The following is a 26,743-nucleotide window of genomic DNA, read 5'->3' on the forward strand; positions in this document are numbered from 1 at the left end:
CCGAACCGCCGCACTGGGGGAGTTGGAAGCACCCGTGACCACCTGGACCGACGACACAGCCGACCGACCCATCTCGCTGACCGCCCCCGGCGGCATCGACCGCGCCGCCCACCACCGGCTGGACGAGGCCTGGCTCGCGGCGGCGTGGAGCCACCCCACGACCCGCTGTTTCGTGGTCTCCGGCGGCCAGGTCCTCATCGACGAGACGCCCGACGGCCGGACCGAACTCGTCATGACCCCCTCCTTCGAGGCCCCGCTCACCGAGGCGCACCGCTACTTCCTCGGCATCGACGAGGAGGGCGTGGCCTACTTCGCGCTCCAGAAGGACGCGCTGCCCGGCCGCATCGACCAGTCCGCGCGCCCGGCGGGCCTGCGCGAGGCGGGCCTGCTGCTGTCGGCGCGCGACACCGCGCTCATGGTGCACGCGGTCGGCCTGGAGAACTGGCAGCGCACCCACCGCTTCTGCTCCCGCTGCGGCGAGCGCACGGTGATCGCCGCCGCCGGTCACATCCGCCGCTGCCAGGCCTGCGGCGCGGAGCACTACCCGCGCACCGACCCGGCGGTGATCATGGCCGTCACCGACGCGGAGGACCGCATCCTGCTCGGCCGCCAGGTGCACTGGCCCGAGGGCCGCTTCTCCACGCTGGCCGGCTTCGTGGAGCCCGGCGAGTCCATCGAGCAGGCGGTGCGCCGCGAGGTCGCCGAGGAGGTCGGGGTCACCATCGGCGGCGTCGAGTACGTGGCGAGCCAGCCCTGGCCCTTCCCGTCCAGCCTGATGCTCGGCTTCATGGCCCGTGCCACCTCCACCGACATCCAGGTCGACGGCGACGAGATCTCCGAGGCCCGCTGGTTCTCCCGCCAGGAACTGCACGAGGCCTTCGAGTCCGGCCAGGTGCTGCCGCCCTACGGCATCTCCATCGCGGCCCGCCTGATCGAGATGTGGTACGGCAAGCCCCTCCCGACCCGGGCCTCCTTCTGAGGCACTCCCGGTGGCCCGGGACCCGTACTGGAACCACAACGTCCATTACCACCGGGCCGTGCTGGCCGCCGTCCCCCGCGGCTGCCGCACGGCCCTGGACGTCGGCTGCGGCGACGGCCTCCTCACCCGCAAGCTCGCCGGCCGCGCGGCCGAGGTCACGGGTGTGGACCGCGCGCCGGAGATGATCCGGCAGGCCCGCGCCGCCCGCCCGCCCGGGAACGTCACCTACCTGGAGGCCGACTACCTCGACGGCACCCCGCTGGGCGCCCACGACTTCGTGAGCGCGGTCGCCGTCGTCCACCACGCCCGCTTCGAGCAGGCCATCGCCGGCCTGACCCGGCTGGTGGCGCCCGGCGGCCGGCTGGTGATCGTCGGCCTGGCCCGCAACCACACCCCGCTGGACCGGGTGATCAGCGGATGCGGCGTGCCCGCGAGCCGGCTGTACGCCTGTCTGCGCGGCGGCAAGCGCGGCCCGGCCGGCATGCCGGTGCGGGACGCCTCCCTGTCCTGGGGCGAGGTCCGCGCGGCCGCCCGCCGTCTGCTGCCGGGCTGCCGCTTCCGGCGCCGGCTGCTGTGGCGGTACGTGCTGGTGTGGGACAAACCGGTGTCGTACGACACACGAAACGGCGGCCCCTGAGCCGCTTCGGACTCGGGAACCGCCGTTCGCGCAGCTCGGGCCGTTACGCGGCGAGCTTCTGCTTGACCTGGGCCAGCGACGGGTTCGTCATCGTGGTGCCGTCCGCGAAGAGCACGGTCGGGACCGTCTGGTTGCCGCCGTTCGCCTTCTCCACGAAGGCCGCGGACTCGGGGTCCTGCTCGATGTTGATCTCGGTGTAGGCGATGCCCTCCCGGTCCATCTGGCTCTTCAGCCGCCGGCAGTAGCCGCACCAAGTCGTGCTGTACATCGTCACAGTGCCCTGCATCTCTCGCGCTCCTCAGGCAGGTCGGGAAAACGTCGTCCGTGAAGTGAACGCGGGCGACCGGGCCGCCATTCCCGCGGGGGGTATGCCGCCGGGACCGGCCGCCTCCGCTGTGACACTCACCGCACCGGTACGACCATCCGACCCCGCCTGTGGACAACCGGCGCGGCCGTCCCGGGCGACCTGGCAGCATGGCTGGTGTGACAGCAGCAACGCACTCCCCTCTCTTCCCGCAGGTACCGGACGTCCCGGATTCCGCCGACGCGGTGCTCGAAGGGCTCGACCCCGAGCAGCGCGAGGTGGCCACCGCCCTGCGCGGCCCGGTGTGTGTGCTGGCCGGCGCGGGCACCGGCAAGACCCGGGCGATCACCCACCGCATCGCCTACGGGGTGCGCGCCGGAATCCTCCAGCCCACCACCGTCCTCGCCGTCACCTTCACCAACCGGGCCGCCGGAGAGATGCGCGGCCGGCTGCGCCAGCTCGGCGCCCAGGGCGTCCAGGCCCGCACCTTCCACTCCGCGGCGCTGCGCCAGCTCCAGTACTTCTGGCCGAAAGCCATCGGCGGCGCCATGCCCCGGCTGGTCGACCGCAAGATCCAGCTCGTCGCCGACGCGGCCGTCGGCCTCGGCACCCGGCTCGACCGCGGCGAGCTGCGCGACGTCACCAGCGAGATCGAGTGGTGCAAGGTCACCCAGACCATCCCCGCCGACTACCCGTACGCGGCAGCGAAGGCCGGCCGCGAGTCGCCCCGCGACCCCACCGAGATCTCCCACCTCTACGCGGCCTACGAGGACCTCAAACGCGACCGCGCGGTGATCGACTTCGAGGACGTGCTGCTGCTCACCGTCGCCATCCTCCAGGACCGGCACGACATCGCCGAACAGATCCGCGCCCAGTACCAGCACTTCGTGGTGGACGAGTACCAGGACGTCAGCCCCCTCCAGCAGCGGCTGCTGGACCTGTGGCTGGGCGAGCGCGACGACCTGTGCGTCGTCGGCGACGCCAGCCAGACCATCTACTCGTTCACCGGAGCAACGCCCGACCACCTCCTCGACTTCCGCGTCCGCCATCCCGGTGCCACCGTCGTCAAGCTCGTGCGCGACTACCGCTCCACCCCCCAGGTCGTCCGCCTGGCCAACGGCCTGCTCGCCCAGGCCCACGGCCGCGCCGCCGACCACCGGCTGGAACTCGTCTCCCAGCGCCCCTCCGGACCCGAACCCGTCTACACCGAGTACACCGACGAGCCGGCCGAGGCCGAGGGCGCGGCCCGCCGCATCCGCGAGCTGATCGACGCCGGTGTGCCGGCCGCCGAGATCGCCGTCCTGTTCCGCACCAACTCCCAGTCCGAGACCTACGAGCAGGCCCTCGCCGACGCCGGCGTCCCGTACCAGCTGCGCGGCGCCGAGCGCTTCTTCGACCGGCCCGAGGTGCGCAAGGCCGGCATCGCCCTGCGCGGCGCCGCCCGCTTCGGCGGCAACGACTCCCTGCTGGACGGCGCCGTGGACCTGCCCTCCCAGGTCCGCGCCGTGCTGTCCGGCGAGGGCGGCTGGACCCCCGTGCCCCCGGCCGGCTCCGGCGCCGTCAGGGAACGCTGGGAGTCCCTCGCCGCGCTGGTCAACCTCGCCCAGGACCTCGCCGTGGCCCGCCCCGGCGCCACCCTCGGCGACTTCGTGGCGGAACTGGACGAGCGGGCGAACGCCCAGCACGCCCCCACCGTCCAGGGCGTCACCCTCGCCTCCCTGCACGCCGCCAAGGGCCTGGAATGGGACGCCGTCTTCCTGGTGGGCGTCGCCGAGGGCATGCTGCCCATCACCTACGCGAAGACGGACGAGCAGATCGAGGAGGAGCGCCGTCTGCTCTACGTCGGCGTCACCCGCGCGCGTGAACGCCTCCACCTCTCCTGGTCCCTCTCCCGCTCGCCCGGCGGCCGCGCCACCCGCAGGCCCAGCCGCTTCCTCGACGGGCTGCGCCCCGGCACCACCCCCACCGTGGGCCGCGCCGCCGCGGGAGGAGCCGCCGGCGGTGTCGAGCGCGGCGTCCTGCCCGGGGCCGCGGCCGCGGTGCCCCGGCGCACCCAGCGCACCCCGGCCCGCTGCCGGGTCTGCGGCCGCACCCTCACCGACGCCGGCGAGATGAAGCTGATGCGCTGCGAGGACTGCCCCTCCGACATGGACGAGGGGCTCTACGAGCGGCTGCGCGAGTGGCGGGCGGCGCAGGCCGCGCACAGCGGGCAGCCGGACTTCTGCGTCTTCACCGACCGCACCCTGATGGCCATCGCGGAGGCCCGGCCGGACAGCGCCGCCGAACTCTCCCGCATCCCCGGCGTCCTCAGTCGCAAGCTGCGCAGCTACGGAGCCGATGTGCTGGCCATCTGCGCAGGTCAAGAGCTTGGGGGCGAGGGCACGGGCGGCTGATGCGAACTCGTCGAAAAAATAGTTTGCGCACGCGCCGCGAATCCCCATAGGTTCTAGGCACGGAAGCAGCGGCCTTCTCCAAGGCCCGGCCTCCGTGATGTACTTGCACATACGAAACGGACTGGTTCACCAGTCCCTGAGACGCCGAGAGGAGGCGAGTCCAGTGATCAGCATCAACTTCAGCACCACCAGCACGGCCAAACTGACCGATCGCTCGACCGTCTCCCTGTGCATGCTCGGCGCCTCCCACCAGGGCACCGGTCTGTCCGGCATTCGTGCCGTCCGTCCGGCCTCCGTCCTGGCTCCCGCGGGCCTCCCTGCCCGCGATGAGCGCAATGAGCGACCGACCAAGGCACTGGAAGCGGTAGTGGCACAGGCAGACGCCTATGCCTTTGCGGCGGCCGGTGCCGGATTCCGGAAGCAGACGACGCAGCACCACCAGATGTGGGCCTTCCGTGGGCCAAAACCCTGGAGCTATCCAGCCTGACCTGATCAGGCCGGCGCCTTCAGGGCCGCGGAACCCCATCCGGGATCCGCGGCCCTTCAGTTTTTCCCGAACGGGGAGGACACCGCGAAGGGGCCTCGGGACAAGAAAAGAACCCGGTACCAGCCGCCACCCGGTCAACCGGCCGGAACGACCAGACGAGGAAGACCAACCGTGCAACTCGAAGCGCACGCCCCGTCCGTACCGCCTTCGCAAACGATCCCCCCGCCCGGTCTCACGGAGGACCCCACCTTGATCCCGCTCACCACGCTCACCGCGCTCGACGACGCCATCGAGAACCTGGGCGTACCCGTCCCGTGCCGCTCCTACGACCCGGAGGTCTTCTTCGCCGAGTCGCCCGCGGACGTGGAGTACGCCAAGTCCCTGTGCCGCACCTGCCCGCTGATCGAGGCCTGCCTCGCCGGGGCCAAGGAGCGGCGCGAGCCCTGGGGCGTCTGGGGTGGCGAGCTGTTCGTGCAGGGTGTCGTCGTCGCCCGGAAGCGGCCGCGTGGCCGCCCGCGGAAGAACCCGGTCACGGCATGAACACCGCAGGAACAATCGACCGTCCCCTCACGCACGACCCCAAGAAGCAGGCCCCGATGAAGCCGTCCACCAGCGAGCCCGCAGGCTCCGCGACCCCAGACTCCCGCACCACCGGCGCCACCGAAGCGCGCCAGAACAGGACCCGAGAGATGCAACTCATGCAAGAAGCCTTGGCACGTGCGCATATGCACGACCGCCTGCATGACGCCCGCCGGGAACGCCAGGCCACGCGCCTGGCGGTCGCCCAGCGGATGCAGCGCCGCGCGGAGCGCGCCTCGCTGCGCGCCCGCCGGGCGCTCGCCATGGCGGTCATGCAGTAAGAGCCGCACCCGAACAGCGGTGGCCTCCCGGCGCGGACCGGGAGGCGAATGCTCCCCGCGGGGGCCGGTCCGGCCGAACGGACCGGCCCCCGCGGTGCGTTCTGCGCGCCGCCGGCCGCTCATGGAGTTATCGTCACCGGGTGACGAGTCTTCCCCCAGGAAGCGATCAGGGCGACTCCCCGGAGCACCCGGCACCCCTGCTGTGCGCCCGCTGCGGCATCCCCGCCCCCGGCCCCCACCCGGTCACCTGGACCTGCTCCGTGGAGAACGGCACCCCGGTCCACTTCTGCGACACCTGCTCCCGCGAGAACCTCCGCTCCATCGAGGGACGGCTGGACTCGGCGTGGTGGTGACGGCCGTCCCCCCAAGGTGCCCCGGCCGCTCCGGGGCGGCCCCGGGTCAGGCCTCCGCCGGCTCCTCCTCGGCCGGGTCGTCCTCCGGCAGGTCGTCGAGGGCGAAGCCCGGGAGCCAGGATTCGAGCTCGTCGCGCAGGCGGACCGTGGCGCCCAGCTGACACAGGACGCCGATCGTGCTCAGGGTCACCCGGTGGATCAGAAGGTACGCCGGGGGCAGGTTGAGCTGCTTGCCCAGCTGGTAGGCGGGTGAGCGGGGGTCGGCGATACGGGCGGCCTGGCTGCGCATCCAGGAGCGGGTGAAGGTGAACGCGTCGACACGGGCCGGCTCGATGATCGGCAGCAGGTAGTCGAGGACCGCGTCCGGGTCCAGCTCTATCGACTCCTTGACGAAGCCCTCCTCGCAGAGCAGCTCGTAGACCGTCTCGGCGTCGCCGTCCAGCGTCAGCCGCAGGGAGATCCCGATCGGGGCCGGCAGCCCCCCGGGGAGCCGGTCGACGGTGCCGAAGTCCAGAACCCCGAGGCGCCAGTCGTCCTCGCCGTCCGGGCCGCCGGGCAGCAGCCGGAAGTTGCCCGGATGCGGGTCCGCGTGCAGCAGCCCGGTGCGGGCGGGGCCCGAGAACAGGAAGCGGGCGAGCAGCTGGCCGGCCCGGTCCCGCTGCTCCGGGGTGCCGTCGGCGATGACCTCGGACAGCGGGACGCCGTCCATCCACTCCGTCACCAGCACCTGATCGCACTGGTGCACCACCGCCGGGACCACCACGTCCGGGTCGCCCGCGAACTCCTCCGCGTGGGCCGTCTGGGCCGCGGCCTCCAGCCCGTAGTCCAGCTCCTCGGAGACCCGGTCCCGCAACTCGGCGATCAGCGGCTTTATGTCCATGCCCGGGATGAGCGGCCCCAGCAACCGGGCGAACCTGCCCAGTTGGCCGAGGTCGGACAGCAGGGCCTCGCCGGCGCCCGGGTACTGCACCTTGACCGCCACCTCACGGCCGTCGTGCCACACCGCCCGGTGCACCTGGCCGATCGAGGCCGCGGCCGCCGGCTTGTCCTCGAACTCCTCGAACAGCTCGCGCCAGTCCGCGCCCAGCTGCTCCTCCAGCACCGCGTGCACGGTGCGGGTCGGCATCGGCGGTGCCGCCTCCTGGAGCTTGGTCAGGGCCGCCCGGTAGGGGCCCGCGACCTCCTCGGGCAGCGCGGACTCGAAGACGGACAGGGCCTGCCCGAACTTCATGGCCCCGCCCTTCAGCTCCCCGAGCACCTTGAAGAGCTGCTCCGCCGTGCGCTGTTGCAGCTCCCGGCCGACGATCTCCGCGGACTCGCCCACGATCCGCTTGCCCAGGCCCCAGGTCGCCCGGCCGGCGAAGCCGAGCGGGAGCGCGGCGAGCTTGGCGGTACGGGTGACCGCCTTGCGGGGAAGATCAGACATGCGCCCTCCAAGTCCCTGTCGGCCGTGCCGCGCCCGCTTCGCGTGCCCGCTCCGTCGACGGCCGTTGCACCGCCATTGTCGCGCGTGAGAGCCCGCGGGTCGGTGTGTGTTCCGCCTCTGCTTTCTTACCGGCCCGCTCCGCGGCGCCGCAGCGGCAGGCCGGATGCGGCCACAGAGGGCGGGCGTGCCAGGTCAGGCCGGGCAGGGACGCCTCCCAGCGGGCGCCAGTGCCGGACGGCGACGCGCCGTCGAGAAAGGCCAGGGCGTGGGCCGCGGCCAGCCCGGCGACCGCCGTGGCGAGAGCCAGGTCACAGGCCCCGGCGTGGCGGGGGCCGCCGGAGCGCCACTGGGCGAGCAGCCGGGGCCAGGCCGGGTCCCGGTCCGTGCGGTTCTCGTGCAGACAGCCGGCGCAGGCCGTCTCGCCGGGCAGCACCAGCGGGCCGACCACGCCCGTGCCCTCCACCACACCGGCGTACAGATGCGGGGTGCCCGAGGCCAGCAGCGGCTCGGCGGCGCGCGGGTCCGGGGCGTGCACGGCCACCTCGTCCCGCGGCGCGAGGATCACCAGGGAGAGCCCGGGCTCCGCGGCACCGGACCCGGGGGAGTGGGCGCGGCGGGGCGGGCGGTCCGGGGCGGCCCGGCGGACGGCGGCCGCCGCGGCCGTCCGGCGGGGCTCGCCGACCGATTCGGCGGGCAGCCCGCCGGGCGCCACGTCCTCCGGCCGCACCCGCCCCTCGTCGAGCACCTCCACCTCGCCGACGCCCGCGCCCGCGAGCACCGCCGCCAGCACCGCCCCGACCCGGCCCGCGCCGCGCACCCGGACCCGCAGCGCGCGCCGGGCGGCGAGCCGGGCGAGCGCGCCGCCCGGCTCGGTGGTGGTCAAGGAGAGCGAGGCCAGATCGGGGCGCAGCCGCCGCAGCACCTCCGTCTTCCCGCGCAGCGCGTCCGCGGCCTGCCCGCCGCCGCGCGCGTCGTCGACGAGGCCCGCGCGGGCCAGCCGGTCCACCAGGGCGTCGACCCGGCCGTCCGGAAGGTCGAGGCGGCGGGCCTCCGCGCGCAGCAGCGGCAGCCCCCGGGTGCCGTTGAGCAGGTCGAGGAGGCCGCCGGTGGCGGCGTCCATCGGACCCAGGGTCAGCGCGTGCGCGGGGGTCATCCCGAACTGCACCGTGCCGAGATCCCGCCAGCCGCGCCGCAGCGCGGGCTTCACCATCGGATGCATGACGGCCCCCGTATCCGTGTCTGTGTCCGTGTTTCTGGGCATTGGCCGAGACTCCGGCGGAATCGGTCGTGTTCCGCCGACATCTGCCAGCATGCCCGCCCGACCGACGAGGCGCGAAAAGTTATCCACAGGCGAGGGAATTCTTCATATGAACCGGCAGGGGTGACGGCGGGAGCGACGGCAAGTGGCGGGAGCGGAAGCGGAGATGATGGGAGCAAAGCTGTGTAAAAGGTGCAAATCGGATACTTGGGTCGTCGTGCAAATCAAACCCGCGGTGGGGGATCCGCACCGAACCGTCCTGGAGCCGGGACTTTGCCCGGGCCCAGCGGGTAACGTCGGGGCGTGCCCGCCGACCCACTGCACCGCGCCGGACAGACACAGCGCGGCACGACGAGCGCGATCGAGGTCCGCAGGAGCGCCCGGCGCCGCCGGACGGTCTCCGCGTACCGCGAGGGCGATCGCACTGTCGTGCTGATCCCCGCCCGGATGTCGAAGGCGGAGGAACAACGCTGGGTGACCGTCATGCTCGACAAACTCGCCGCCCAGGAGAGCCGGCGGGTGCTCGGCGACAGCGCGCTGACCGAGCGCGCCGAGCGGCTGTCGGCCCAGTTCTTCGACGGCCGCGCCCGCCCGGCCTCCGTGCGCTGGGTCACCAACCAGAACACCCGCTGGGGTTCGTGCACCCCCGCCGAGGGCAGCATCCGCCTCTCGCACCGGCTCCAGGGCATGCCCGAGTACGTCATCGACTACGTGCTCTGCCACGAACTGGCGCACCTTCTGGTACCCGGTCACGGGGCCGACTTCTGGCGGCTGCTGGAGGCCTATCCGCGCACCGAGCGAGCCCGGGGCTACCTGGAAGGGGTGGTCGCCGCCGAACGGCTGCCGCACGTCCCCGGCGCGCGGGGCGAGTGACGGGGTCCGCGGGTGTGTGACCGCCTCCCGAGGCCCTTCCGTGCGAGCGGCGGGCTCCGGTTGTGTACCGGGTCTGTACCGACGTGGACCGGCGGGGGCGGTTGTCGGTCACAGCCGTTAGCCTGGCGCGACGCACTCATATTCGGGATGGGGGACGGTCGTATCGCATGGCCAGGGACTTCCAACGCGGCCACAAGGCCAGGATCAGTGACCTCACCGCGGGCACCGATCTGTACGTAGGCGTGCAGATCGCCGGCCCCGGACTGACCTTCGACATCAGCTGCTTCGGGCTGGACGCCGACGAACGGCTTTCGGACGACCGGTATTTCATCTTCTTCAACCAGCCGAAGTCGCCGGAGGAGTCCCTCCAACTGCTCGGCGCCCAGGCGGGCGACACGGAGTCGTTCCGGGTCACGCTCGACCGGATCCCCCCGCACATCCGCAAGCTGTCCTTCACGGCGACCGTCGACGGCGCCGGGCAGATGTCGCAGATCGGCCCCGGCTATCTGCGGATCGTCGCGGGCGGCGAGGAGGTCGCCCGCTACTCCTTCGACGGTGCGGAGTTCTCCACCGAGCGTGCCGTCATGCTCGGTGACTTCTACTACAAGGACGGCTGGCGGTTCGCCGCGGTCGGACAGGGATTCGACGGCGGTCTGGAGGCGCTGCTGAGGAACTTCGGCGGCGAGGTGCTGGAGGAGCAGGAGGAGGCGCCCGCCGCCCCGCAGGGCGGCGCCGGAGTGGGGGCCGCGCTGCAGAAGTTCAAGGAGACGCCCACCGGGCAGCGCTGGACCCCGCAGAACAAGAAGCTCATGCGGGTCGACCTCGGCGTCGGCGGCCAGCCGGTGCTGGCCAAGCAGGGCAGCATGGTGCTCTACCAGGGCAAGGTCGACTTCGGTTACAAGGGCGCCGGTTTCGCCGGACGGATCGTCGGCAACGCCACCGGCCAGGAGATGCAGCTGATGCGCTGCAGCGGCCAGGGCCAGGTGTTCCTCGCCGAGAACGCCACCGACCTGCACCCCGTCGAACTGCAGGGCGACGCGATCTGTGTCTCCGCGGAGAACGTGCTCGCCTTCGACGAGGGCCTCCAGTACGAGGTCCGCCGCATCGAGGGCCACGGCATCCCGGGCGGCGCGCTGTTCACCATGCAGTTCCAGGGCACCGGCACCATCGTCGTCAAGACGCACGGCAAGCCCGTGGTGCTGCCGGTCACCCCGACCACCTTCGCCGACTGCAACGCGGTGGTGGCCTGGTCGGCGGCCTCCCAGGTGATCGTCTCCAGCCAGGTCCGCATGCGCCGCAACGCCTACCTGGGTGACACCGGCGAAAGCGTCAACCTGCAGTTCCGGGGCGCGCCCGGCAACTTCATCGTCGTCCAGCCGTACGAGGTCTGAGGGAGCCCGTCATGAACCAGCCGCTCGCGGGCTTCGCTCCCGCGCCCGTCACCGCCCGCATGGAGAACCACGGCGACCACATGCTCAAGGTCGCCATGCAGACCGGCAACGACCTCTTCGCGCGGGTCGGGTCGATGGTCGCCTACGAGGGCTTCGTCCAGTACGAGCCCAACCCGCCGGCCGTGCGCCAGATCGCCCGCGACTGGATCACCGGTGAGGGCGCTCCGCTGATGAAGTGCTCCGGGGACGGACTGCTCTACCTCGCCGACTACGGCGCCAACGTCGTCGTGATCAACCTCAACGGCGACGGCATCTCCGTCAACGCCACCAATCTGCTCGCCTTCGACGCCCACCTCAGCTGGGGCGTGGAGCGGGTCAAGGGGCTGGCCAAGTTCGCCGGGCAGGGCCTGTGGAACACGCGGATCACCGGGCAGGGCTGGGTCGCGCTGACCTCCCGGGGCACGCCGATCGTCGTCGACTGCGGCGGCGAGGACGAGACCTACGTCGACCCGGACGCGCTCGTCGCCTGGTCGCCGAACCTGAAGGTCAAGGGCAAGCGCAGCTTCAAGGCGCAGTCGCTGATCGGCCGGGGCAGCGGCGAGGCCTACCAGATGGCCTTCTCCGGACAGGGCATCGTCGTCGTCCAGCCCAGTGAGGACAGCACCGACCGCCTGCGGTTCCGGGGCTGAGGGGGAGTCAGAACACGCCATGCAGAGCCCGATCTTCGCCTACAACGACAACCAGACGCAGGAGCGCTGGAGCCTCCAGAACTCGCAGCTGCTCCGGGTCGTCCTGGAGGGCAACGACGACATCCTGGCCCGCAAGGGCACCATGGTCGCCTACCAGGGCCTGGTCGAGTTCGACGCCGAGTACCGCAGCGGCAACCAGCAGCGCGCGCGTGCGTACACCGGCGAGGGCCTGGACCTGATGCGCTGTCACGGACAGGGCACGGTCTACCTGGCCAACCTCGCCCAGCACGTGCACCTCATGGACGTCGAGCCGGAGGGGCTGACCGTCGACAGCTCCTACGTCCTCGCCATGGACTCCTCGCTGCACCACGAGGTCGTCGCCGTCGACAGCCTCTACGGCATCTCCGGCTCCGGGAAGTACCAGCTGAACATCACCGGGCGCGGCCGGGTCGCCCTGATGACCTCGGGCGCGCCGCTGCTGATGCAGGTCACCCCGGACCGGTACGTCAACTGCGACGCCGACGCGATCGTCGCCTGGTCGACCGGGCTGCGGGTGCAGATGCAGGCCCAGACGCACTCCTCCGGGGTGTGGCGCCGGCGCGGCAACACCGGGGAGGGCTGGGAGCTGAGCTTCATGGGCTCCGGGTTCGCCCTGGTGCAGCCCAGCGAGCTGCTGCCGCCGCAGAACGCGCAGATCCAGGGCATCGCCGGCCAGTGGGGGATGGGCCAGCAGGGCGCGCGGGGCCAGAACCGCGGCAACGTCTGGAGCTGACCGGGTGAACGGGTGAGGGGGCGACCGCCCGGCGGCCGCCCCTCCTCGCCTTCACCCGGTCACAGCCGTGCGCGGGTCGCTTCCAGCAGTTGGCGGACCGAGCCGTCGGCCACGCCCGCGACCTCCTCGTAGGAGAACCAGCGCAGGTCCAGGGACTCGTCGCTGATCGCCTCGACGGCGCCGGGCGGGGCCAGCGCCGCGTACTGGACGTCGTAGTGCGTGTGGCACGGCGGCGGGATGGGGTGCCGGTCCAGGCGCACCGGGCCGCCGGGCAGCAGGGTCAGCCCCGCCATGCCCGACTCCTCGGTCGCCTCGCGCAGCGCGGCCGCCGCCAGGGTGGCGTCGCCCGGCTCGCAGTGGCCGCCCATCTGCAGCCACATCCGCAGCTTCCGGTGCAGGGTGAGCAGCACCCGGCTGCGCTCCGGGTCGATCACCAGGGCGCTCGCCGTCACATGGCCCGAGTGGCAGGCCTTCCAGATGCCGTCCGGGTGGGCCGCCAGATGGTCCAGGTAGGACTGGCGCAGCTCGTCCTGGCCCTCGTGCCCCTTGAGGACGAGGACCGCGTCGTCGTACAGGCTCACTCGGCGTCGTCGCCCTTGGCCTCGCCGGGCTCGCCGTCGTCCTTCTTGCGCAGGTCGGGCTTGTCCGCCGCCTCGCCGAGGATCTTGTCCAGCTCGGAGAAGTCCAGCTGCTCGCGGTGGACGAAGCCGTCCGGGTCGTCCAGGTCGGTCGCCGTCGGCAGCATGTCCGGGTGGTGCCACAGGGCGTCCCGGCCGTCGGTGCCGCGCGCGTCCGCGAGCGAGGCCCACAGGCGCGAGGCGTCGCGCAGCCGGCGCGGGCGCAGCTCCAGGCCGATCAGCGTGGCGAACGTCTGCTCCGCCGGGCCGCCGGTCGCACGGCGGCGGCGCAGGGTCTCACGCAGCGCGTCGGCGGACGACAGACGCGGTTTCGCGGCCGCGTGGACCACCGCGTCCACCCAGCCCTCCACGAGCGCCAGAGCGGTCTCCAGGCGGGCCAGGGCGGCCTTCTGCTCGGGCGTGTCCTCGGGCTGGAACATGCCCTGCTGGAGCGCGTCCTGCAACTGCTCGGGGTTCTGCGGGTCGAACTGGCCGACCACGTCCTCCAGCTTCGCGGTGTCGACCTTGATGCCGCGGGCGTAGCCGTCGACCGCGCCGAACAGGTGCGAGCGCAGCCACGGCACGTGCGCGAACAGGCGCTGGTGGGCGGCCTCGCGCAGGGCCAGGTAGAGCCGTACCTCCTCCAGGGGCACGCTCAGGTCCTTGCCGAACGCCTCCACATTGGCCGGCAGCAGCGCGGCCTTGCGGGCCGGGCCGAGCGGCAGGCCGATGTCGGTGGAGCCGACGACCTCGCCCGCGAGCACGCCGACGGCCTGCCCGATCTGCGTGCCGAACATGGCGCCGCCCATGGAGCGCATCATGCCGATCAGCGGGCCCGCCATGGCCTGCATCTCCTCGGGCAGCACATCGCCCATGGCCGCGCCGACCCGCTCGGCGACCGGGTCGACCAGCTCCTGCCAGGCGGGCAGGGTCGCCTCGACCCACTCCGCGCGCGACCAGGCGACCGCGGAGGCGGAGCCGGACGGCAGGGACGTCACGTCGTCCAGCCACAGGTCCGCGAGGCGCACGGCGTCCTCGACCGCCTTGCGCTCGCTGGGGCCCACGCTGGCGTCCTTGGTGCCGTCCGCGGTGCCCTGGGCGACCGTCTGGCGGGCGATCTGCTTGGCCATGTCCCAGTTCACCGGGCCGCCCTCGTAGGAGAGCATCTGGCCCAGCTGCTGGAACGCGGCACCGAGATCGGTGGGGTTCAGCGAGCCGAACATGGCTGCGAGCGGATTGTCGGCGCCGGGGCCGCCAAAGCCACCGGCTCCGGGCATACCGCCGAAACCGAACGGGTTGGCCGGTCCCTGCCCACCACCGCTCTGCTGGTCCTTCTTCTTGCCCTCGTCGCCGTCCTCCGGCTCCTCCGGCGGAAGGCCGAAACCGAATGGGGTGTCACTCACGGGATTCCTCGGCTGGTAAGGCCACCGGTCTTCTCCGGCGGCGCGGCTGCCCGACAACACCACCCAGCGTAGACACCCGGACCCGATCGGGCCTCGGTGCTTCGCCCGCGGAAGGCCTGCGGCAGGATGGATGCACCTCGTACGCGCGCGTCACTCACGCCCGTACAGAAGACAACCGCTGGAGATGCCGGGTGAGTTCCCCAGATCCGCAGGTTCGCGCAGCGCGAAACCAGTCAGCCCCGTCCGCCGGGCACACTCCCGCCGTGCGCGGGCCCGTCGTCGCGGTCACGGGCGCCGCGACCGGCGTGGGCGCCCTGCTCACCGCGCGGCTCGCCGCGTCCAAGGAGGTCAGGCGGGTCATCGCGATCGACGAGCGGCGCGGGGAGTGCGCCGAGGCACAGTGGCATGTCCTGGACGTCCGCGATCCGGCCATCGCGGACCGGCTGCGCGGCGCCGACGTGGTCGTCCACCTCGCCCTCGACCTGGACCTGGGCAGCGACGCGGCCGCGCGGACCGCTTACAACGTCCGGGGGACGCAGACCGTGCTGACCGCCGCCGCGGCGGCCGGGGTGCACCGGGTGGTGCTGTGCACCTCCGCCATGGTCTACGGCGCGCTGCCGGACAACGAGCTGCCCCTGTCGGAGGACGCCGAGCTGCGGGCGACCGCCGAGGCCACCGGCGTCGGCGATCTGCTGGAGATCGAGCGCCTGGCGCGGCGCGCGCCCCGGGCGCACCCCGGCCTGAACGTCACCGTGGTGCGGCCCGCCCTGCTCGTCGGCGGCACGGACACCGCGCTGACCCGGTACTTCGAGTCGCCGCGGCTGCTGGTCGTGGCCGGATCGCGGCCCGCGTGGCAGTTCTGCCACGTCGAGGACCTGTGCGCCGCCCTGGAGTACGCCGTGCTGGAGAAGGTCGACGGGGAACTGGCCGTCGGCTGCGACGGCTGGCTGGAGCAGGAGGAGGTCGAGGAGCTCAGCGGCATCCGGCGGATGGAGCTGCCCTCGGCGGTCGCGCTCGGCGCGGCGGCCCGGCTGCACCGGATCGGGCTCACCCCGTCTCCGGCCGGGGACCTGGCGTACACGATGTACCCGTGGGTGGTCAGCGGCAGCCGGCTGCACGATGCCGGGTGGCGGCCGCGGTGGACCAACGAGCAGGTGCTCGCCGAGCTGCTGGAGGAGGTGGCCGGGCGGCACACGGTGGCCGGCCGGCGGCTGGGGCGCAAGGACGCGACGGCGGCGGGGGCCGCGGGCGCGACGGTGGCGCTGCTGGGCGCCGCGGCCGTGGTGCGCCGGGCCCGCAAGGCCCGGCGGCGCTGACGGCGGTGGCGGCCGGACCGCTGTAGGAGCGTCCAAAGCGGGCCGCGCCCGTGCCGGGCGAACCTCGTATTCCTCGCTGTCACACCCGTGCGGCACGATGGGGGCATGGCTGAGACGAGTGGGCATCGTGGGGAGTCGGCGGCGGCGGATCCCATCAGGCTGATCGCGGTGCGGGAGACCGCGCTCTCGGTGGACGAGGTGTTCGGCGCGGTCGGGGACGCGGCGGCCGGCGGGATAGCGCTGTTCGTGGGCACGGTGCGCAATCACGACGGCGGCGCCGACGTGGACGCGCTCGGGTACTCCTGCCACCCCAGTGCCGAGTCCGAGATGCGGCGGATCGCCGAGAAGGTCGCCGCCGACTACCCGGTGCGGGCCCTGGCCGCCGTGCACCGGGTCGGGGAGCTGGCGGTCGGGGACCTCGCGGTGGTCGTCGCCGTGGCCTGTCCGCACCGGGCGGAGGCCTTCGACGCCTGCCGCAAGCTGATCGACGACCTCAAGCACGAAGTGCCCATCTGGAAGCACCAGAAGTTCTCGGACGGGACCGAGGAATGGGTGGGGGCCTGCTGACGCCCCACCCGTTCGGCTCACCGAGCGGGCCCGTCACTCCCGGCCCACTGCTCTTTCCGGTTGCGTAACCGGCCCCCGCACGTGAGCGTTGTCGGTGCGGACGGTTAATCTGCTGATCAGTCAGTTGCGGACGCTCAGGGTTGGGAGGTCGGCATGGGCGCGCTTGTCTGGCTGTTGATTCCGCTGGTGGCCGCGGTCGGCGGCGGGCTGTGGGGCAGTTGGGCCAACCGGACGCGCAAGGTGCGCAGTGACGGCCCCGAGCTCGACGGGTACGCCCGGTTCCGGGCGGCGATGGAGAAGTCCCACTCGGGCGCGGGCGGCGCCTGAGGAGGGTGCCCTGACGGTGCGCCGACAGGGGCGTCACGTACTGTCGAGGCATGCCACGCCGCACCGCGACGATGCTCGCCTCGACCCTGATGCTGATCGCGCTCCTGTGCGCCGGGATGCTCATTCCCGCGCCGTACTCGGAGATGTCTCCCGGACCGACGGTGAACACGCTCGGGGAGCACCAGGGCGAGCCGGTGCTGCAGATCTCCGGGCGCAGGACGTATCCGACGGACGGCCATCTGAACATGACCACCGTGCGGGTGACCGGCGTGGACTTCCGGATGAACCTGGTGGAGGCCGTCTACGGCTGGCTGTCGCGCGACAGCAAGGTGGTGCCGCACGACACGCTCTACCCGAAGGGGACGACGGAGGAGCAGTCCTCCCAGCAGAACGCGGAGGAGTTCAGCCAGTCCCAGGAGAGCGCCAAGGTCGCCGCGCTCAAGCAGCTGAACGTCCCCGTGAAGTCCTGGGTGATCGTCTCCACCGTGGTCAAGGACTCCCCGGCCCAGGGCAGGCTGCACGCCGGTGATGTGATCAAGGCCGTCGACGGCGCCGAGGTCAAGCAGCCCTCCGACGTGGCCAAGCTGGTCACCAAGCACAAGCCGGGGCAGAAGGTCGTCTTCACCGTCGTGCCCGCCAAGGAGCAGGCCGCCGCCGAGAAGGCCCACAAGACGGCCACGACCACGCAGGACGTGACGATCACCACGGCCGCCTCCGACGACAGCGGCCCCAAGCGGGCCATCGTCGGGATCTCGGCCGGGACCGACCACACCTTCCCGTTCAGCATCGACATCAAGCTCGCCGACGTCGGCGGTCCGAGCGCCGGTCTGATGTTCGCGCTCGGCATCTACGACAAGCTCACCCCGGGCAGCCTGACCGGCGGCAAGTTCGTGGCCGGCACCGGCACCATCGACGACAGCGGCACGGTCGGCCCGATCGGCGGCGTCGACATGAAGACCCTTGGCGCGCGCGGCCAGGGCGCCCAGTACTTCCTGACGCCGGCCGACAACTGCGCGGAGGCCGCCGCGGACAAGCCGAGCGGGCTCACCCTGGTCAAGGTGAAGACGATCAAGGACGCGCTGGGCGCGCTCAAGGACATCCGCAGCGGGGACACCGCGGCGCTGCCCCTGTGCGGCGCCAAGGGCTGATTCGCGGGGCACGGCCGCACGGCCCCCGGCACGGCTGGGGGCGCCCGTCCGACCGGGGCGCCCCCACCGCCGTACCGCGGAACCGGATCAGTCGGCGAACGTCGCCGCCAGCGCCTCCGCGAGGCCCGGCACCAGGTCCGGGCCGGTCAGGACCTCCGTGGCGGAGTCCTTCTCGCGCAGCCGCAGCGCGGACTCGCGGGCGCCGTCGCGCAGCACCGCCACCGTCATCCGGACCTCCTGGCGCTCGGGGTGGTCGGCCACCCACTTGGCCAGCTTGGCCTCGCTGAGGTTCTGCGGGACCTGTGCCTCGGCGGACGGCGGCAGCATCAGCCGCTCCACCGCGAGCGCGCAGCCGACCACCGCGTCCGGCCAGGCGATGGTGGCGAGGAACTCGTCGAGCGGCTTGCCGGAGGGGATCTCGTCCTGCTCGATCGGGGTGAGACCGGTGGTCTCGGACTCGTCCTCGAGGCCCAGCTGGGCCGCGAGCGCGGGTTCCTGGCTGCGCAGCCGGGCGGTGTCGACGAGGGCGAAGAGGCGAGCGGGCTGGTCCCAGCCGAGGCCGGAGACGTACTCGTCGATCTCGAGTACGGCCCGGGTGAGCGGGCTCGCTGCCATGGGAGTGTTGGACATGGGCACAATCCTGCCTGGTTCCCCACCGGAATCGGGAACCGAGCAGGGTCTGGGTAAGTTGCATAGATGTCGGCCCGCGATCACGGGGGGCCACCAGGGGTCCGCGACCACGGGGACCTGATGGATCGAGAGCGAACTTCGAGGGGCGCACCTTGGCTTTCCAGATGCCGGACCGCGGCCAGGGTCCCAGGGGCCCACGGACCGGGACGGGCCGTCCGTCCCGGCGGGTCAGGGCCCTCATCCTGACGCTCGGTGTGCTCGCCGTCCTCGGCATGGCGTTCAGCATGTTCGCCGGCTTCTGGACGGACTGGCTGTGGTACCGGTCGGTGCACTACTCGTCCGTGTTCACCACCACGCTGTGGACCAAGATCGGCCTGTTCTTCGTCTTCGGTCTGCTCACCGCGTTCACGGTCGGCCTGAACATCTGGCTCGCGCACCGGCTGCGGCCCCCGCTGAGCGCCATGTCCATGGAGCAGCAGAACCTGGACCGCTACCGGATGGGCCTCGCGCCGTACAAGACCTGGCTGCTGGTCGCGATCAGCGCCCTGGTCGGGCTGATCGCGGGCGCCTCGGCCGCCGGCCAGTGGCGTACGTGGCTGATGTGGGTGAACGGCGTCCCCTTCCACCAGAAGGACCCCCAGTTCCACCTCGACATCTCCTTCTACGCCTTCGAGCTGCCCTGGTACCGGTTCCTGCTGGCCTTCGGCTTCGCCGCCGTGATCCTCGGCCTGATCGCCGCCGCCTTCACCCACTACCTGTACGGCGGGCTGCGCGTCACCAGCCCCGGCGCGCGCGCCACGGCCGCCGCGACCGGGCACCTCTCGGTGCTCCTCGGTCTCTTCGTCGCGCTGAAGGCGGTCGCCTACTGGCTCGACCGGTACGGCCTCGCGGTGAAGTCCAGCGGCTTCAGGTCCGGCGACTGGACCGGTCTGCGCTATGTCGACGCCAACGCCTATCTGCCGGCCAAGACGATCCTGTTCTGCATCGCCGTCATCTGCGCGCTGCTGTTCTTCGCGACCCTGTGGCGGCGCACCTGGCAGCTGTCCGTCATCGGCTTCGGCCTGATGGTGCTGTCGGCGATCCTGATCGGCGGGCTGTACCCGGCGATCGTGCAGAAGTTCCAGGTCCAGCCCAACGAGCAGGCCAAGGAAGCCCCGTACGTCCAGAAGAACATCGCGGCGACCCGCAAGGCGTACGGCATCGACGACACCCAGGTCGTCAAGTACGAGGGCAAGCCCGCCACCGAGGACGACGCCAAGCTGCGCGCGGACGCGGACGACGCGGCGAGCATCCGGATCATGGACCCGAACATCGTCTCGCCGACGTTCCAGCAGGCGCAGCAGGTGAAGGACTACTACGGGTTCCCGGCCAACCTGGACGTCGACCGGTACCCCACCAAGGACGGCAAGCTCCAGGACACCGTCATAGGCGTGCGCGAGCTGAACCTCAAGGGCAAGGGGATCAAGCACAACTGGATCAACGACCACTTCCGCTACACGCACGGGTACGGCGTGGTCGCCGCCAAGGGCACCGAGGCCGACGACGGCGAACCCGTCTTCACCGAGTACAACCTGCCGCCCGAGGGCGATCTGGGCACCTACCAGCCGCGGGTCTACTACGGAGAGAAGACCACCACCTACTCCATCGTCGGCGGTCCCCAGAAGGAGATCGACTACTCCACCGACGACCACGGCGAGAAGACCACCAGTTACACCGGCAAGAGCGGCGTCAACCTCGACAACCCGGTCAACCGGGCCGCGTACGCGGTGGCGTTCAACGAGCCGCAGATCCTCTACTCGGGCGCGATCGGCAAGGGCTCGCGGATCCTGTACAACCGCACGCCCAAGGAGCGCGTCGAGGCGGTCGCCCCCTGGCTGACCATCGACGGCGACACCTACCCGGCCGTCGTCGACGGCCGCATACAGTGGATCGTCGACGCCTACACGACGTCGAACGCCTACCCGTACTCCTCCCGTACCACCCTCGGCGACACCACGGCCGACTCGCTGACCACCGGCAGGGACGACCGCAGCGTGGTCGCCCAGCAGAACCGGGTCAACTACATCCGCAACTCGGTGAAGGCGACCGTCGACGCGTACACCGGCGAGGTCAAGCTCTACCAGTGGGACACCCAGGACCCGGTGCTGAAGACCTGGATGAAGGCGTTCCCCGGCACGGTGCAGCCGAAGAGCGCCATCTCGCCGGAGCTGCTGTCCCATCTGCGGTACCCGCAGGACCTGTTCAAGGTCCAGCGCGAACTGCTCACCCGCTACCACGTGACGGACGCGCAGACCTTCCTCACCGGCAGCGAGGTGTGGCAGGTGCCGGCCGACCCGACCAACAAGTCGGGCGACGCGGTGCCGCCGTACTACCTGAGCATGAAGATGCCCGGCCAGAGCGGCCAGGCGTTCTCGCTGTCGACCACGTTCACGCCGGCCGGCCGGTACAGCCTCAGCGCCTTCATGTCGGTCGACTCCGAGGCGGACAGCGGCGATTACGGCAAGATCAGAATCCTGAAGCTGCCCACCAGCCAGACGGTCGACGGACCCAAGCAGGTGCAGAGCCAGTTCAACTCCGAACAGGACATCGCCGCCGCCATCAAACTCCTCAAGGGCGGCGACTCGGAGGTGGAGTACGGCAATCTGCTGACCGTGCCGCTGGACGGCGGACTGCTCTATGTGGAGCCGGTCTACGTACGCGGCGGTGGACTCAAACTCCCGTTGCAGCGCAAGGTGTTGGTGACCTACGCGGGCAAGCCCCCCGCGTTCGAGAACACGCTCGGCGAGGCACTGGACAAGATCTTCGGCAAGCAGGGCGACACGACCGCGCCGCCGGACACCGGCGCCGCCGCCCCGCCCGCGTCCGCCGACCCGACGGTCCAGCAGGCTCTGGCCGACGCCCAGAAGGCCTTCGACGCGGGACAGAAGGCGCTGAAGCAGCCGGACGGCCCGGACTGGGGCGCCTACGCCAAGGCGCAGAAGGACCTCAAGTCCGCGCTGGAGCGCGCCGAGAAGGCGGAGCACGAGGCCGCGGGCACGAAGGGCGGGAAGAAGGGCTGATCGAGGCCGCCTCGCGTCGTGATACGGTTGAGGAACAACGACGCGGGGTGGAGCAGCTCGGTAGCTCGCTGGGCTCATAACCCAGAGGTCGCAGGTTCAAATCCTGTCCCCGCTACTGCAATCGAAGGCCCGGATCCTCAAGGGATCCGGGCCTTCGTGGTGTGCGGACACGTATCGGGGCGGGATCGGGGAAGGCGTTACGGCCGCGCCGCCGTGAGGAGTTGGGCGGTGTGTGTTTGACTTGTCGTCCTGTGGGCATGTCGACAAAACGCTGAAGTGACCTCACGGGGTGGGGTATACCGGGTGTACCCAGGTTGCGGGTGGTGCGACGATGGACGTTATGGGGGACAAGGCAACTCTGTTCGAGTCAGGGCGATTTGTACAGAATTTCGGTGAGGGGCCGGCCCGCGACGAGGTGGGTGACATGGCCGACGCCGCCGACGAGGTGCGCCTCGCGCTCGCCGCACGCGGCGGTGACGCGGAGGCCGCCAGCGTCCTCGGCGCCATGCTGCTGCGCCGCGGCGACCTCGAAGGAGCCGAACCCCATCTGCGGGCCGCCACCGCGGCCGGTGACCGGGCCGCCGCCAACAACCTGGGCGTCCTGCTGCACCAGCGCGGCTACCCCGACGAGGCCGCCGGCTGGTGGCGCATCGCCGCCGTCGCCGGTTCCGCCGCCGCCGGGCACGCGCTCGGCCGCTACCACCGCGAACGCGGCGACGAGCCCGCCGCCGAGTACTGGCTGCGCCAGTCCGCCGAGCAGGGCCACGTCCTCGGCATCTACGCCCTCGCCGACCTGCTGGAGCACCGCGGGGACGCCACCGCCGGGCGCTGGATGCGGCTCGCCGCCGAGCGCGGGCACCGGGAGGCCGCCTACCGGGTGGCGCGCGCCCTCGACCGCGGGACCGGACGCTTCGCCGACGAGCACGAGACCGGGCGCCGGGACGGGAGCGGGAGCGACGAGGCCGCGGAGGAGGCCGAGGAGGCCGAGCAGTGGTACCGGCAGGCCGCCGCGCGCGGTCACCGGCGGGCCGCCCTGCAGCTCGGGGCGATCCTGGAGCAGCGCGGCGAGCTGAAGGAGGCCGGGCGCTGGTACCTGACCGCCGCCAAGGACGGCGAGCCGCGTGCCGCCTGCGCCCTCGGCTTCCTGCTGCGGGACGCCGGGGACACCGAGAGCGCGGCCGTGTGGTGGCTGCGCGCGGCCCAGGAGGGCGACGGCAACGCGGCCAACGCGCTCGGCGCGCTGCACGCCGAGCGCGGCGAGACGCAGACCGCCGAGCGCTGGTACCGGGCCGCGCTGGACGCGGGCGACGACAACGGCGCCTACAACCTCGCCCTGCTCTGCGTCGAGCAGGGGCGCACCGCGCAGGCCGAGCAGTGGTACCGGCGCGCCGCCTACGCCGGGCACCGGGAGGCCGCCAACGCGCTGGCCATCCTGCTGCTCCAGGTCGGCGACACCTCCGGCGCCGAGCCCTGGTTCTCCAAGGCGGCCGAGGCCGGCAGCGTGGACGCGGCCTTCAACCTCGGCATCCTGTACGCCGGGCGCGGCGAGGAGGCGATGGCGCTGCGCTGGTACGAGCGGGCGGCCGCCGCCGGGCACACCGAGGCCGCGCTCCAGGTCGGCATGGCCCGGCTGCGCGAGGGCGACGAGCGGGCGGCGGAACGGCATCTGCGCTGCGCCGCGGGGGGCGGCAGCGCGGAGGCGGCATACCGGCTGGCCGCCCTGCTGGACGCCCGCCGGCCGCCGCGGCCCGCGCACGAGCTGGGGGAGAGCGCGCACGAGAAGGCCGAGTGCGAGGAGTGGTACGAGCGGGCCGCGCAGCAGGGGCACCGGCGTGCCCAGGTGCGGGTCGGCATGCTCGCCTCCGCGCGGGGCGACGTGGTGGAGGCGGCGCGCTGGTACCGGGCGGCGGCCGAGGCCGGGTCGCGCAACGGCGCCTTCAACCTCGGGCTGCTGCTGGCGCGGGAGGGGAGCGAGCCGGAGGCCGTGGTGTGGTGGACGCGGGCGGCGGACGACGGGCACGGGCGCGCGGCGCTGCGGCTCGCGCTCGTCTGCGCGCGCCGGGGCGAGCTGGCGGAGGGGCAGCGCTGGGCGGCCCGGGCGGCGGAGCTGGGCCCGGCGGAGGTCACGGAGCGGGCGGGGCGGCTGCGGGACGCGCTGCGGGAGGAACTGTCGGCGTGAGTGGCCCTGGTCACTCGCCCCCGAATGGATTTGCTTCCGTCGGCTTCCCTCGCGTAATGTCGAGTTCATCGACGCGGGGTGGAGCAGCTCGGTAGCTCGCTGGGCTCATAACCCAGAGGTCGCAGGTTCAAATCCTGTCCCCGCTACTGAAGGCTGAGGGCCGGAATCCAGAAATGGGTTCCGGCCCTCAGTCGTATGCGGGCAGCCGCAGGCGGCCTTGAGCGGGCGGCCGTCCGCGGGTGCGGCCCTGGGCGGGCGCCAAAACGGGTGCGGCCCTGCGCGGGCGCAAAAAAAAGAGGGGGCTCGCGGCCCCCTCGATCACTCCCCGAGTGCTTGCGTCATGCGCCGGCGCACTCCGGGCACAGCCCCCGGTACGTCACCTCGACGTCCGACACCGTGAAGCCGAAGCGCTCGGTGTCGGGGAGGTCGGCGAGCGGATTGCCCGTCGGGTGGACGTCCCGGATCGCGCCGCAGTGGGCGCAGACCAGGTGGTGGTGCGGCCGGTGCGCGTTCGGGTCGTACCGCTTGGCGCGCTTGTCCGTCGTGACTTCCAGCACCTCGCCGAGGGTGACCAGCTCACCGAGGGTGTTGTAGACGGTCGCCCGGGAGATCTCCGGGAGCTTCGCGACAGCCCGCGCATGGACCTCGTCGGCTGTCAGATGGACGTGCTCGCCGTCGAGGACCTCGGCCACCACGCGTCGCTGCGCGGTCATCCGCCATCCGCGTCCACGCAGTCGTTCCAGAAGGTCGCTCATGGCTACCAGCCTAACAGCAAGGTGGACCAGGACGGGAATAGGTGTGAGTTTGGAATCCTATTTGACTTGGACTGAGTCCAATGTAGGATCGGACTCGGCTTTGGCCAAGGGACAGGATTGGCCGGCGATGACGCAGGAGGCGCACGTGACGCAGGGACCGCTCACCACGGAGGCCGGTGCTCCGGTGGCCGACAACCAGAACAGCGAGACGGCGGGCGTCGGCGGCCCCGTCCTGGTCCAGGACCAGCTGCTGCTGGAGAAGTTGGCGCACTTCAACCGCGAGCGCATCCCGGAGCGGGTCGTGCACGCGCGCGGCGCCGGGGCCTACGGCACCTTCACCGTGACCGCCGACGTGACGCCGTACACCCGCGCCGCCTTCCTCTCGGAGATCGGCAAGGAGACCGAGGTCTTCCTGCGCTTCTCCACCGTGGCCGGGAACCTGGGCGCGGCGGACGCCGTGCGCGACCCGCGCGGTTTCGCGCTGAAGTTCTACACCGAGGAGGGCAACTACGACCTCGTCGGCAACAACACCCCGGTCTTCTTCATCCGGGACGCGATCAAGTTCCCCGACTTCATCCACACCCAGAAGCGCGACCCCTACACCGGCAGCACGGAGGCCGACAACGTCTGGGACTTCTGGAGCCTGTCGCCCGAGTCGACGCACCAGGTGACCTGGCTGTTCGGCGACCGCGGCATCCCGGCGTCGTACCGGCACATGGACGGCTTCGGCTCGCACACCTTCCAGTGGAACAACGAGGCCGGCGAGGTCTTCTGGGTCAAGTACCACTTCAAGACCGACCAGGGGATCAAGAACCTCACCGCCGAGGAGGCGGCCGTCCTCGCCGGCCGGGACCCCGACTCGCACCAGCGCGACCTGCGGGAGGCGATCGAGCGGGGCGAGTTCCCGAGCTGGACCGTGGGTGTGCAGATCATGCCGGCGGCGGACGCGGCGACCTACCGCTTCAACCCCTTCGACCTGACCAAGGTGTGGCCGCACGCGGACTACCCGGTCATCGAGATCGGCAAGCTGGAGCTGAACCGCAACCCGCAGAACGTCTTCGCCGAGGTCGAGCAGTCGATCTTCAGCCCCTCGCACTTCGTGCCGGGCATCGGCCCCTCGCCGGACAAGATGCTCCAGGGCCGGCTCTTCGCCTACGGCGACGCGCACCGCTACCGCGTCGGCATCAACGCCGACCACCTGCCGGTCAACCGTCCGCACGCCACCGAGGCGCGCACCCACTCCCGCGACGGCCACCTCTACGACGGCCGGCACGGCGGCGCCAAGAACTACGAGCCCAACAGCTTCGGCGGGCCGCAGCAGACCGGGCGGGCGCTGTGGGCGTCGTACGACGGTTTCACCGCCGGCACCGGTGACCACCCGACTCCGCGGCACGCCGAGGACGACGACTTCGTGCAGGCCGGCAACCTCTACCGGCTGATGACGGAGGAGGAGAAGGAGCGCCTGATCGGCAACCTGGCCGGGGCGATCTCCCAGGTCTCCCGCGAGGACATCGCGGAGCGCGCGATCGGCAACTTCGCGGCCGCGGACGCCGACTTCGGCAAGCGGCTGGAGGCGGCGGTGCGCGCGCTGCGCGGCTGAGCCGGCGGCACACACCCGTCTGCCGGGCGGGCCGGATCCCCAGGTGCTCGGGGTCCGGCCCGCTTCGCGTGCGCGGGATCGCGGCCGGCTCGTCGGAGCCGGGCCGCGGCCGGACGACCCCGGGAGCCGGACCTCGGCCGGGTGCGGCCCCGGAGCCGGGCCGCGGAGGCGGAGCCGGGCCTCAGAAGCGGGTCCGGGCCAGTCCGGCGGGCTCCCGGTCCGGCATCCAGCAGCGGATGATGTCCCGGACCGAGACGATTCCGGCGACCTCGCCGTGGTCCAGGACGATCAGATGCCGGAAGCCTCCGTGGGCCATGGCCCTGGCGGCCTCCTCCAGCGTCCAGGTCGGCGCGGCGAAGACGACGTCGGTGGTGGTGTGCGCGTGGACGCGCTCGGTGTCGGGGTTCTGGCCGAGGCCGACGGAGTCGAGGACGTCGCGCTCGGTGAGGATGCCGATGCCGCCGGCGTCCGGATCGAGGACGACGGCGGCACCGATGCGCCGGGCGGACATCAACGTGGCTGCTTCACGGAGGGTGTGGGCGGGGCCGAGGGTGAGGATCACCGTGCTCATGGCGTCGCGGACCAGCATGGGTGGGGCCACCTCCTGGGGGGAACCGGGAACCTTGTCCCCGAATTCACAAATTCACAAGTGGGGGTGGTCTCAGAGTCTCAGGTCAAGGCCAGGCCAACAAGAGGGCGCACGCGGACCGCCGGGGGGCG

Annotated in this window: 26 protein-coding genes and 2 tRNA genes; 20 read left to right on the forward strand and 8 right to left on the reverse strand. The window is 72.0% G+C overall.

Annotated features, from left to right (window positions below):
* The first annotated feature begins 34 nt into the window (after nt 1-34).
* On the forward strand, nt 35-979 hold the full coding sequence (gene nudC, locus FRZ03_RS14745) for an NAD(+) diphosphatase (RefSeq protein ID WP_146465611.1): 945 nt from the start codon (nt 35-37) through the stop codon (nt 977-979).
* 10 nt (nt 980-989) lie between these two features.
* Nucleotides 990-1,616: a class I SAM-dependent methyltransferase gene (locus FRZ03_RS14750; RefSeq protein WP_146465612.1), complete on the forward strand. Its 627-nt coding sequence runs from the start codon at nt 990-992 to the stop codon at nt 1,614-1,616.
* A gap of 43 nt (nt 1,617-1,659) precedes the next feature.
* Here FRZ03_RS14750 and FRZ03_RS14755 read toward each other — a convergent pair whose 3' ends face one another.
* The gene (locus FRZ03_RS14755; protein ID WP_074993197.1) at nt 1,660-1,902 is read right to left on the reverse strand and encodes a mycoredoxin; all 243 of its coding nucleotides are present in this window, start codon (nt 1,900-1,902) and stop codon (nt 1,660-1,662) included.
* Nucleotides 1,903-2,099: 197 nt separating this feature from the next.
* Between FRZ03_RS14755 and FRZ03_RS14760 the strand changes: the two genes are divergently transcribed.
* The 5 genes from FRZ03_RS14760 to FRZ03_RS14780 all read left to right on the forward strand — a co-directional run bounded on the left by FRZ03_RS14760 (nt 2,100) and on the right by FRZ03_RS14780 (nt 6,013).
* Nucleotides 2,100-4,313: an ATP-dependent DNA helicase UvrD2 gene (locus tag FRZ03_RS14760; RefSeq protein ID WP_261399053.1), complete on the forward strand. Its 2,214-nt coding sequence runs from the start codon at nt 2,100-2,102 to the stop codon at nt 4,311-4,313.
* A 163-nt stretch (nt 4,314-4,476) separates the two neighbouring features.
* Nucleotides 4,477-4,800, forward strand: coding sequence for a hypothetical protein (locus FRZ03_RS14765; protein ID WP_186785428.1), 324 nt, complete (start codon nt 4,477-4,479; stop codon nt 4,798-4,800).
* A gap of 171 nt (nt 4,801-4,971) precedes the next feature.
* On the forward strand, nt 4,972-5,340 hold the full coding sequence (locus tag FRZ03_RS14770) for a WhiB family transcriptional regulator (protein WP_146465614.1): 369 nt from the start codon (nt 4,972-4,974) through the stop codon (nt 5,338-5,340).
* The gene (locus FRZ03_RS14775; RefSeq protein WP_146465615.1) at nt 5,337-5,660 is read left to right on the forward strand and encodes a hypothetical protein; all 324 of its coding nucleotides are present in this window, start codon (nt 5,337-5,339) and stop codon (nt 5,658-5,660) included. Before FRZ03_RS14770 ends, FRZ03_RS14775 begins: the two co-directional genes overlap by 4 nt.
* Nucleotides 5,661-5,800: 140 nt before the next feature.
* Nucleotides 5,801-6,013 (forward strand): hypothetical protein, encoded by a 213-nt coding sequence (locus FRZ03_RS14780; protein WP_146465616.1) that lies wholly within the window; start codon nt 5,801-5,803, stop codon nt 6,011-6,013.
* A gap of 46 nt (nt 6,014-6,059) precedes the next feature.
* Here the strand turns inward: FRZ03_RS14780 and FRZ03_RS14785 are convergent, their stop codons facing one another.
* Nucleotides 6,060-7,439: an ABC1 kinase family protein gene (locus FRZ03_RS14785; protein WP_146465617.1), complete on the reverse strand. Its 1,380-nt coding sequence runs from the start codon at nt 7,437-7,439 to the stop codon at nt 6,060-6,062.
* Nucleotides 7,432-8,658, reverse strand: a complete 1,227-nt coding sequence (locus tag FRZ03_RS14790; RefSeq protein WP_146465618.1) for a TOMM precursor leader peptide-binding protein — start codon at nt 8,656-8,658, stop codon at nt 7,432-7,434. Before FRZ03_RS14790 ends, FRZ03_RS14785 begins: the two co-directional genes overlap by 8 nt.
* A gap of 342 nt (nt 8,659-9,000) precedes the next feature.
* Between FRZ03_RS14790 and FRZ03_RS14795 the strand changes: the two genes are divergently transcribed.
* The 4 genes from FRZ03_RS14795 to FRZ03_RS14810 all read left to right on the forward strand — a co-directional run bounded on the left by FRZ03_RS14795 (nt 9,001) and on the right by FRZ03_RS14810 (nt 12,422).
* Nucleotides 9,001-9,570, forward strand: a complete 570-nt coding sequence (locus FRZ03_RS14795) for a M48 metallopeptidase family protein (RefSeq protein WP_146465619.1) — start codon at nt 9,001-9,003, stop codon at nt 9,568-9,570.
* A 167-nt stretch (nt 9,571-9,737) separates the two neighbouring features.
* A complete protein-coding gene (locus FRZ03_RS14800; RefSeq protein WP_146465620.1) occupies nt 9,738-10,961 on the forward strand; it encodes a TerD family protein in 1,224 nt (407 codons plus the stop codon).
* Between the two features lie 11 nt (nt 10,962-10,972).
* On the forward strand, nt 10,973-11,650 hold the full coding sequence (locus FRZ03_RS14805) for an AIM24 family protein (protein ID WP_146465621.1): 678 nt from the start codon (nt 10,973-10,975) through the stop codon (nt 11,648-11,650).
* Between the two features lie 19 nt (nt 11,651-11,669).
* Nucleotides 11,670-12,422: an AIM24 family protein gene (locus FRZ03_RS14810; RefSeq protein ID WP_146465622.1), complete on the forward strand. Its 753-nt coding sequence runs from the start codon at nt 11,670-11,672 to the stop codon at nt 12,420-12,422.
* 59 nt (nt 12,423-12,481) lie between these two features.
* Here FRZ03_RS14810 and FRZ03_RS14815 read toward each other — a convergent pair whose 3' ends face one another.
* Entirely contained in the window at nt 12,482-13,003 is a 522-nt protein-coding gene (locus tag FRZ03_RS14815; RefSeq protein ID WP_146465623.1) for an NUDIX hydrolase, read from the reverse strand.
* Nucleotides 13,000-14,442: a zinc-dependent metalloprotease gene (locus tag FRZ03_RS14820; protein WP_146465624.1), complete on the reverse strand. Its 1,443-nt coding sequence runs from the start codon at nt 14,440-14,442 to the stop codon at nt 13,000-13,002. The genes FRZ03_RS14815 and FRZ03_RS14820 overlap by 4 nt, the downstream gene beginning before the upstream one ends.
* A 191-nt stretch (nt 14,443-14,633) precedes the next feature.
* On the opposite strand from FRZ03_RS14820, the gene FRZ03_RS14825 reads away from it, so the two are divergent.
* The 4 genes from FRZ03_RS14825 (at nt 14,634) to FRZ03_RS14835 (ending at nt 17,800) form a co-directional block, all read left to right on the forward strand.
* On the forward strand, nt 14,634-15,758 hold the full coding sequence (locus FRZ03_RS14825) for an SDR family oxidoreductase (protein WP_146465625.1): 1,125 nt from the start codon (nt 14,634-14,636) through the stop codon (nt 15,756-15,758).
* A gap of 105 nt (nt 15,759-15,863) precedes the next feature.
* Entirely contained in the window at nt 15,864-16,325 is a 462-nt protein-coding gene (locus FRZ03_RS14830) for a molybdenum cofactor biosynthesis protein MoaE (RefSeq protein WP_146465626.1), read from the forward strand.
* Nucleotides 16,326-16,478: 153 nt separating this feature from the next.
* The gene (locus tag FRZ03_RS39110) at nt 16,479-16,652 is read left to right on the forward strand and encodes a hypothetical protein (RefSeq protein WP_186785429.1); all 174 of its coding nucleotides are present in this window, start codon (nt 16,479-16,481) and stop codon (nt 16,650-16,652) included.
* Between the two features lie 50 nt (nt 16,653-16,702).
* Entirely contained in the window at nt 16,703-17,800 is a 1,098-nt protein-coding gene (locus FRZ03_RS14835; RefSeq protein ID WP_186785430.1) for a YlbL family protein, read from the forward strand.
* An 87-nt stretch (nt 17,801-17,887) separates the two neighbouring features.
* Here the strand turns inward: FRZ03_RS14835 and FRZ03_RS14840 are convergent, their stop codons facing one another.
* Entirely contained in the window at nt 17,888-18,430 is a 543-nt protein-coding gene (locus FRZ03_RS14840; protein WP_146465627.1) for a PPA1309 family protein, read from the reverse strand.
* A gap of 164 nt (nt 18,431-18,594) precedes the next feature.
* Between FRZ03_RS14840 and FRZ03_RS14845 the strand changes: the two genes are divergently transcribed.
* The 4 genes from FRZ03_RS14845 to FRZ03_RS14860 all read left to right on the forward strand — a co-directional run bounded on the left by FRZ03_RS14845 (nt 18,595) and on the right by FRZ03_RS14860 (nt 23,814).
* Nucleotides 18,595-21,489, forward strand: a complete 2,895-nt coding sequence (locus tag FRZ03_RS14845; protein ID WP_146465815.1) for a UPF0182 family membrane protein — start codon at nt 18,595-18,597, stop codon at nt 21,487-21,489.
* 41 nt (nt 21,490-21,530) lie between these two features.
* A tRNA-Met gene (locus FRZ03_RS14850) sits at nt 21,531-21,604 on the forward strand.
* Nucleotides 21,605-21,820: 216 nt separating this feature from the next.
* Nucleotides 21,821-23,668 carry a tetratricopeptide repeat protein gene (locus FRZ03_RS14855; RefSeq protein ID WP_146465628.1) on the forward strand — a complete coding sequence of 616 codons (1,848 nt, stop codon included), beginning with the start codon at nt 21,821-21,823 and terminating at the stop codon, nt 23,666-23,668.
* 72 nt (nt 23,669-23,740) lie between these two features.
* Nucleotides 23,741-23,814: transfer RNA gene (locus FRZ03_RS14860), tRNA-Met, on the forward strand.
* A gap of 192 nt (nt 23,815-24,006) precedes the next feature.
* Here FRZ03_RS14860 and FRZ03_RS14865 read toward each other — a convergent pair.
* Complete coding sequence (locus tag FRZ03_RS14865) at nt 24,007-24,423, reverse strand: Fur family transcriptional regulator (RefSeq protein WP_146465629.1); 417 nt, start codon at nt 24,421-24,423, stop codon at nt 24,007-24,009.
* Between the two features lie 145 nt (nt 24,424-24,568).
* Here FRZ03_RS14865 and FRZ03_RS14870 point away from each other — a divergent pair, with 145 nt between their 5' ends.
* Nucleotides 24,569-26,023, forward strand: coding sequence for a catalase (locus FRZ03_RS14870; protein WP_146465630.1), 1,455 nt, complete (start codon nt 24,569-24,571; stop codon nt 26,021-26,023).
* A 181-nt stretch (nt 26,024-26,204) separates the two neighbouring features.
* On the opposite strand, the gene FRZ03_RS14875 is transcribed toward FRZ03_RS14870, so the two are convergent.
* Nucleotides 26,205-26,612, reverse strand: coding sequence for a CBS domain-containing protein (locus FRZ03_RS14875; RefSeq protein WP_146465631.1), 408 nt, complete (start codon nt 26,610-26,612; stop codon nt 26,205-26,207).
* Nucleotides 26,613-26,743 lie beyond the last annotated feature (131 nt).

The organism is Streptomyces misionensis (genome assembly GCF_007896895.1).
In the GTDB taxonomy this organism is placed as follows: domain Bacteria; phylum Actinomycetota; class Actinomycetes; order Streptomycetales; family Streptomycetaceae; genus Streptomyces; species Streptomyces misionensis_A.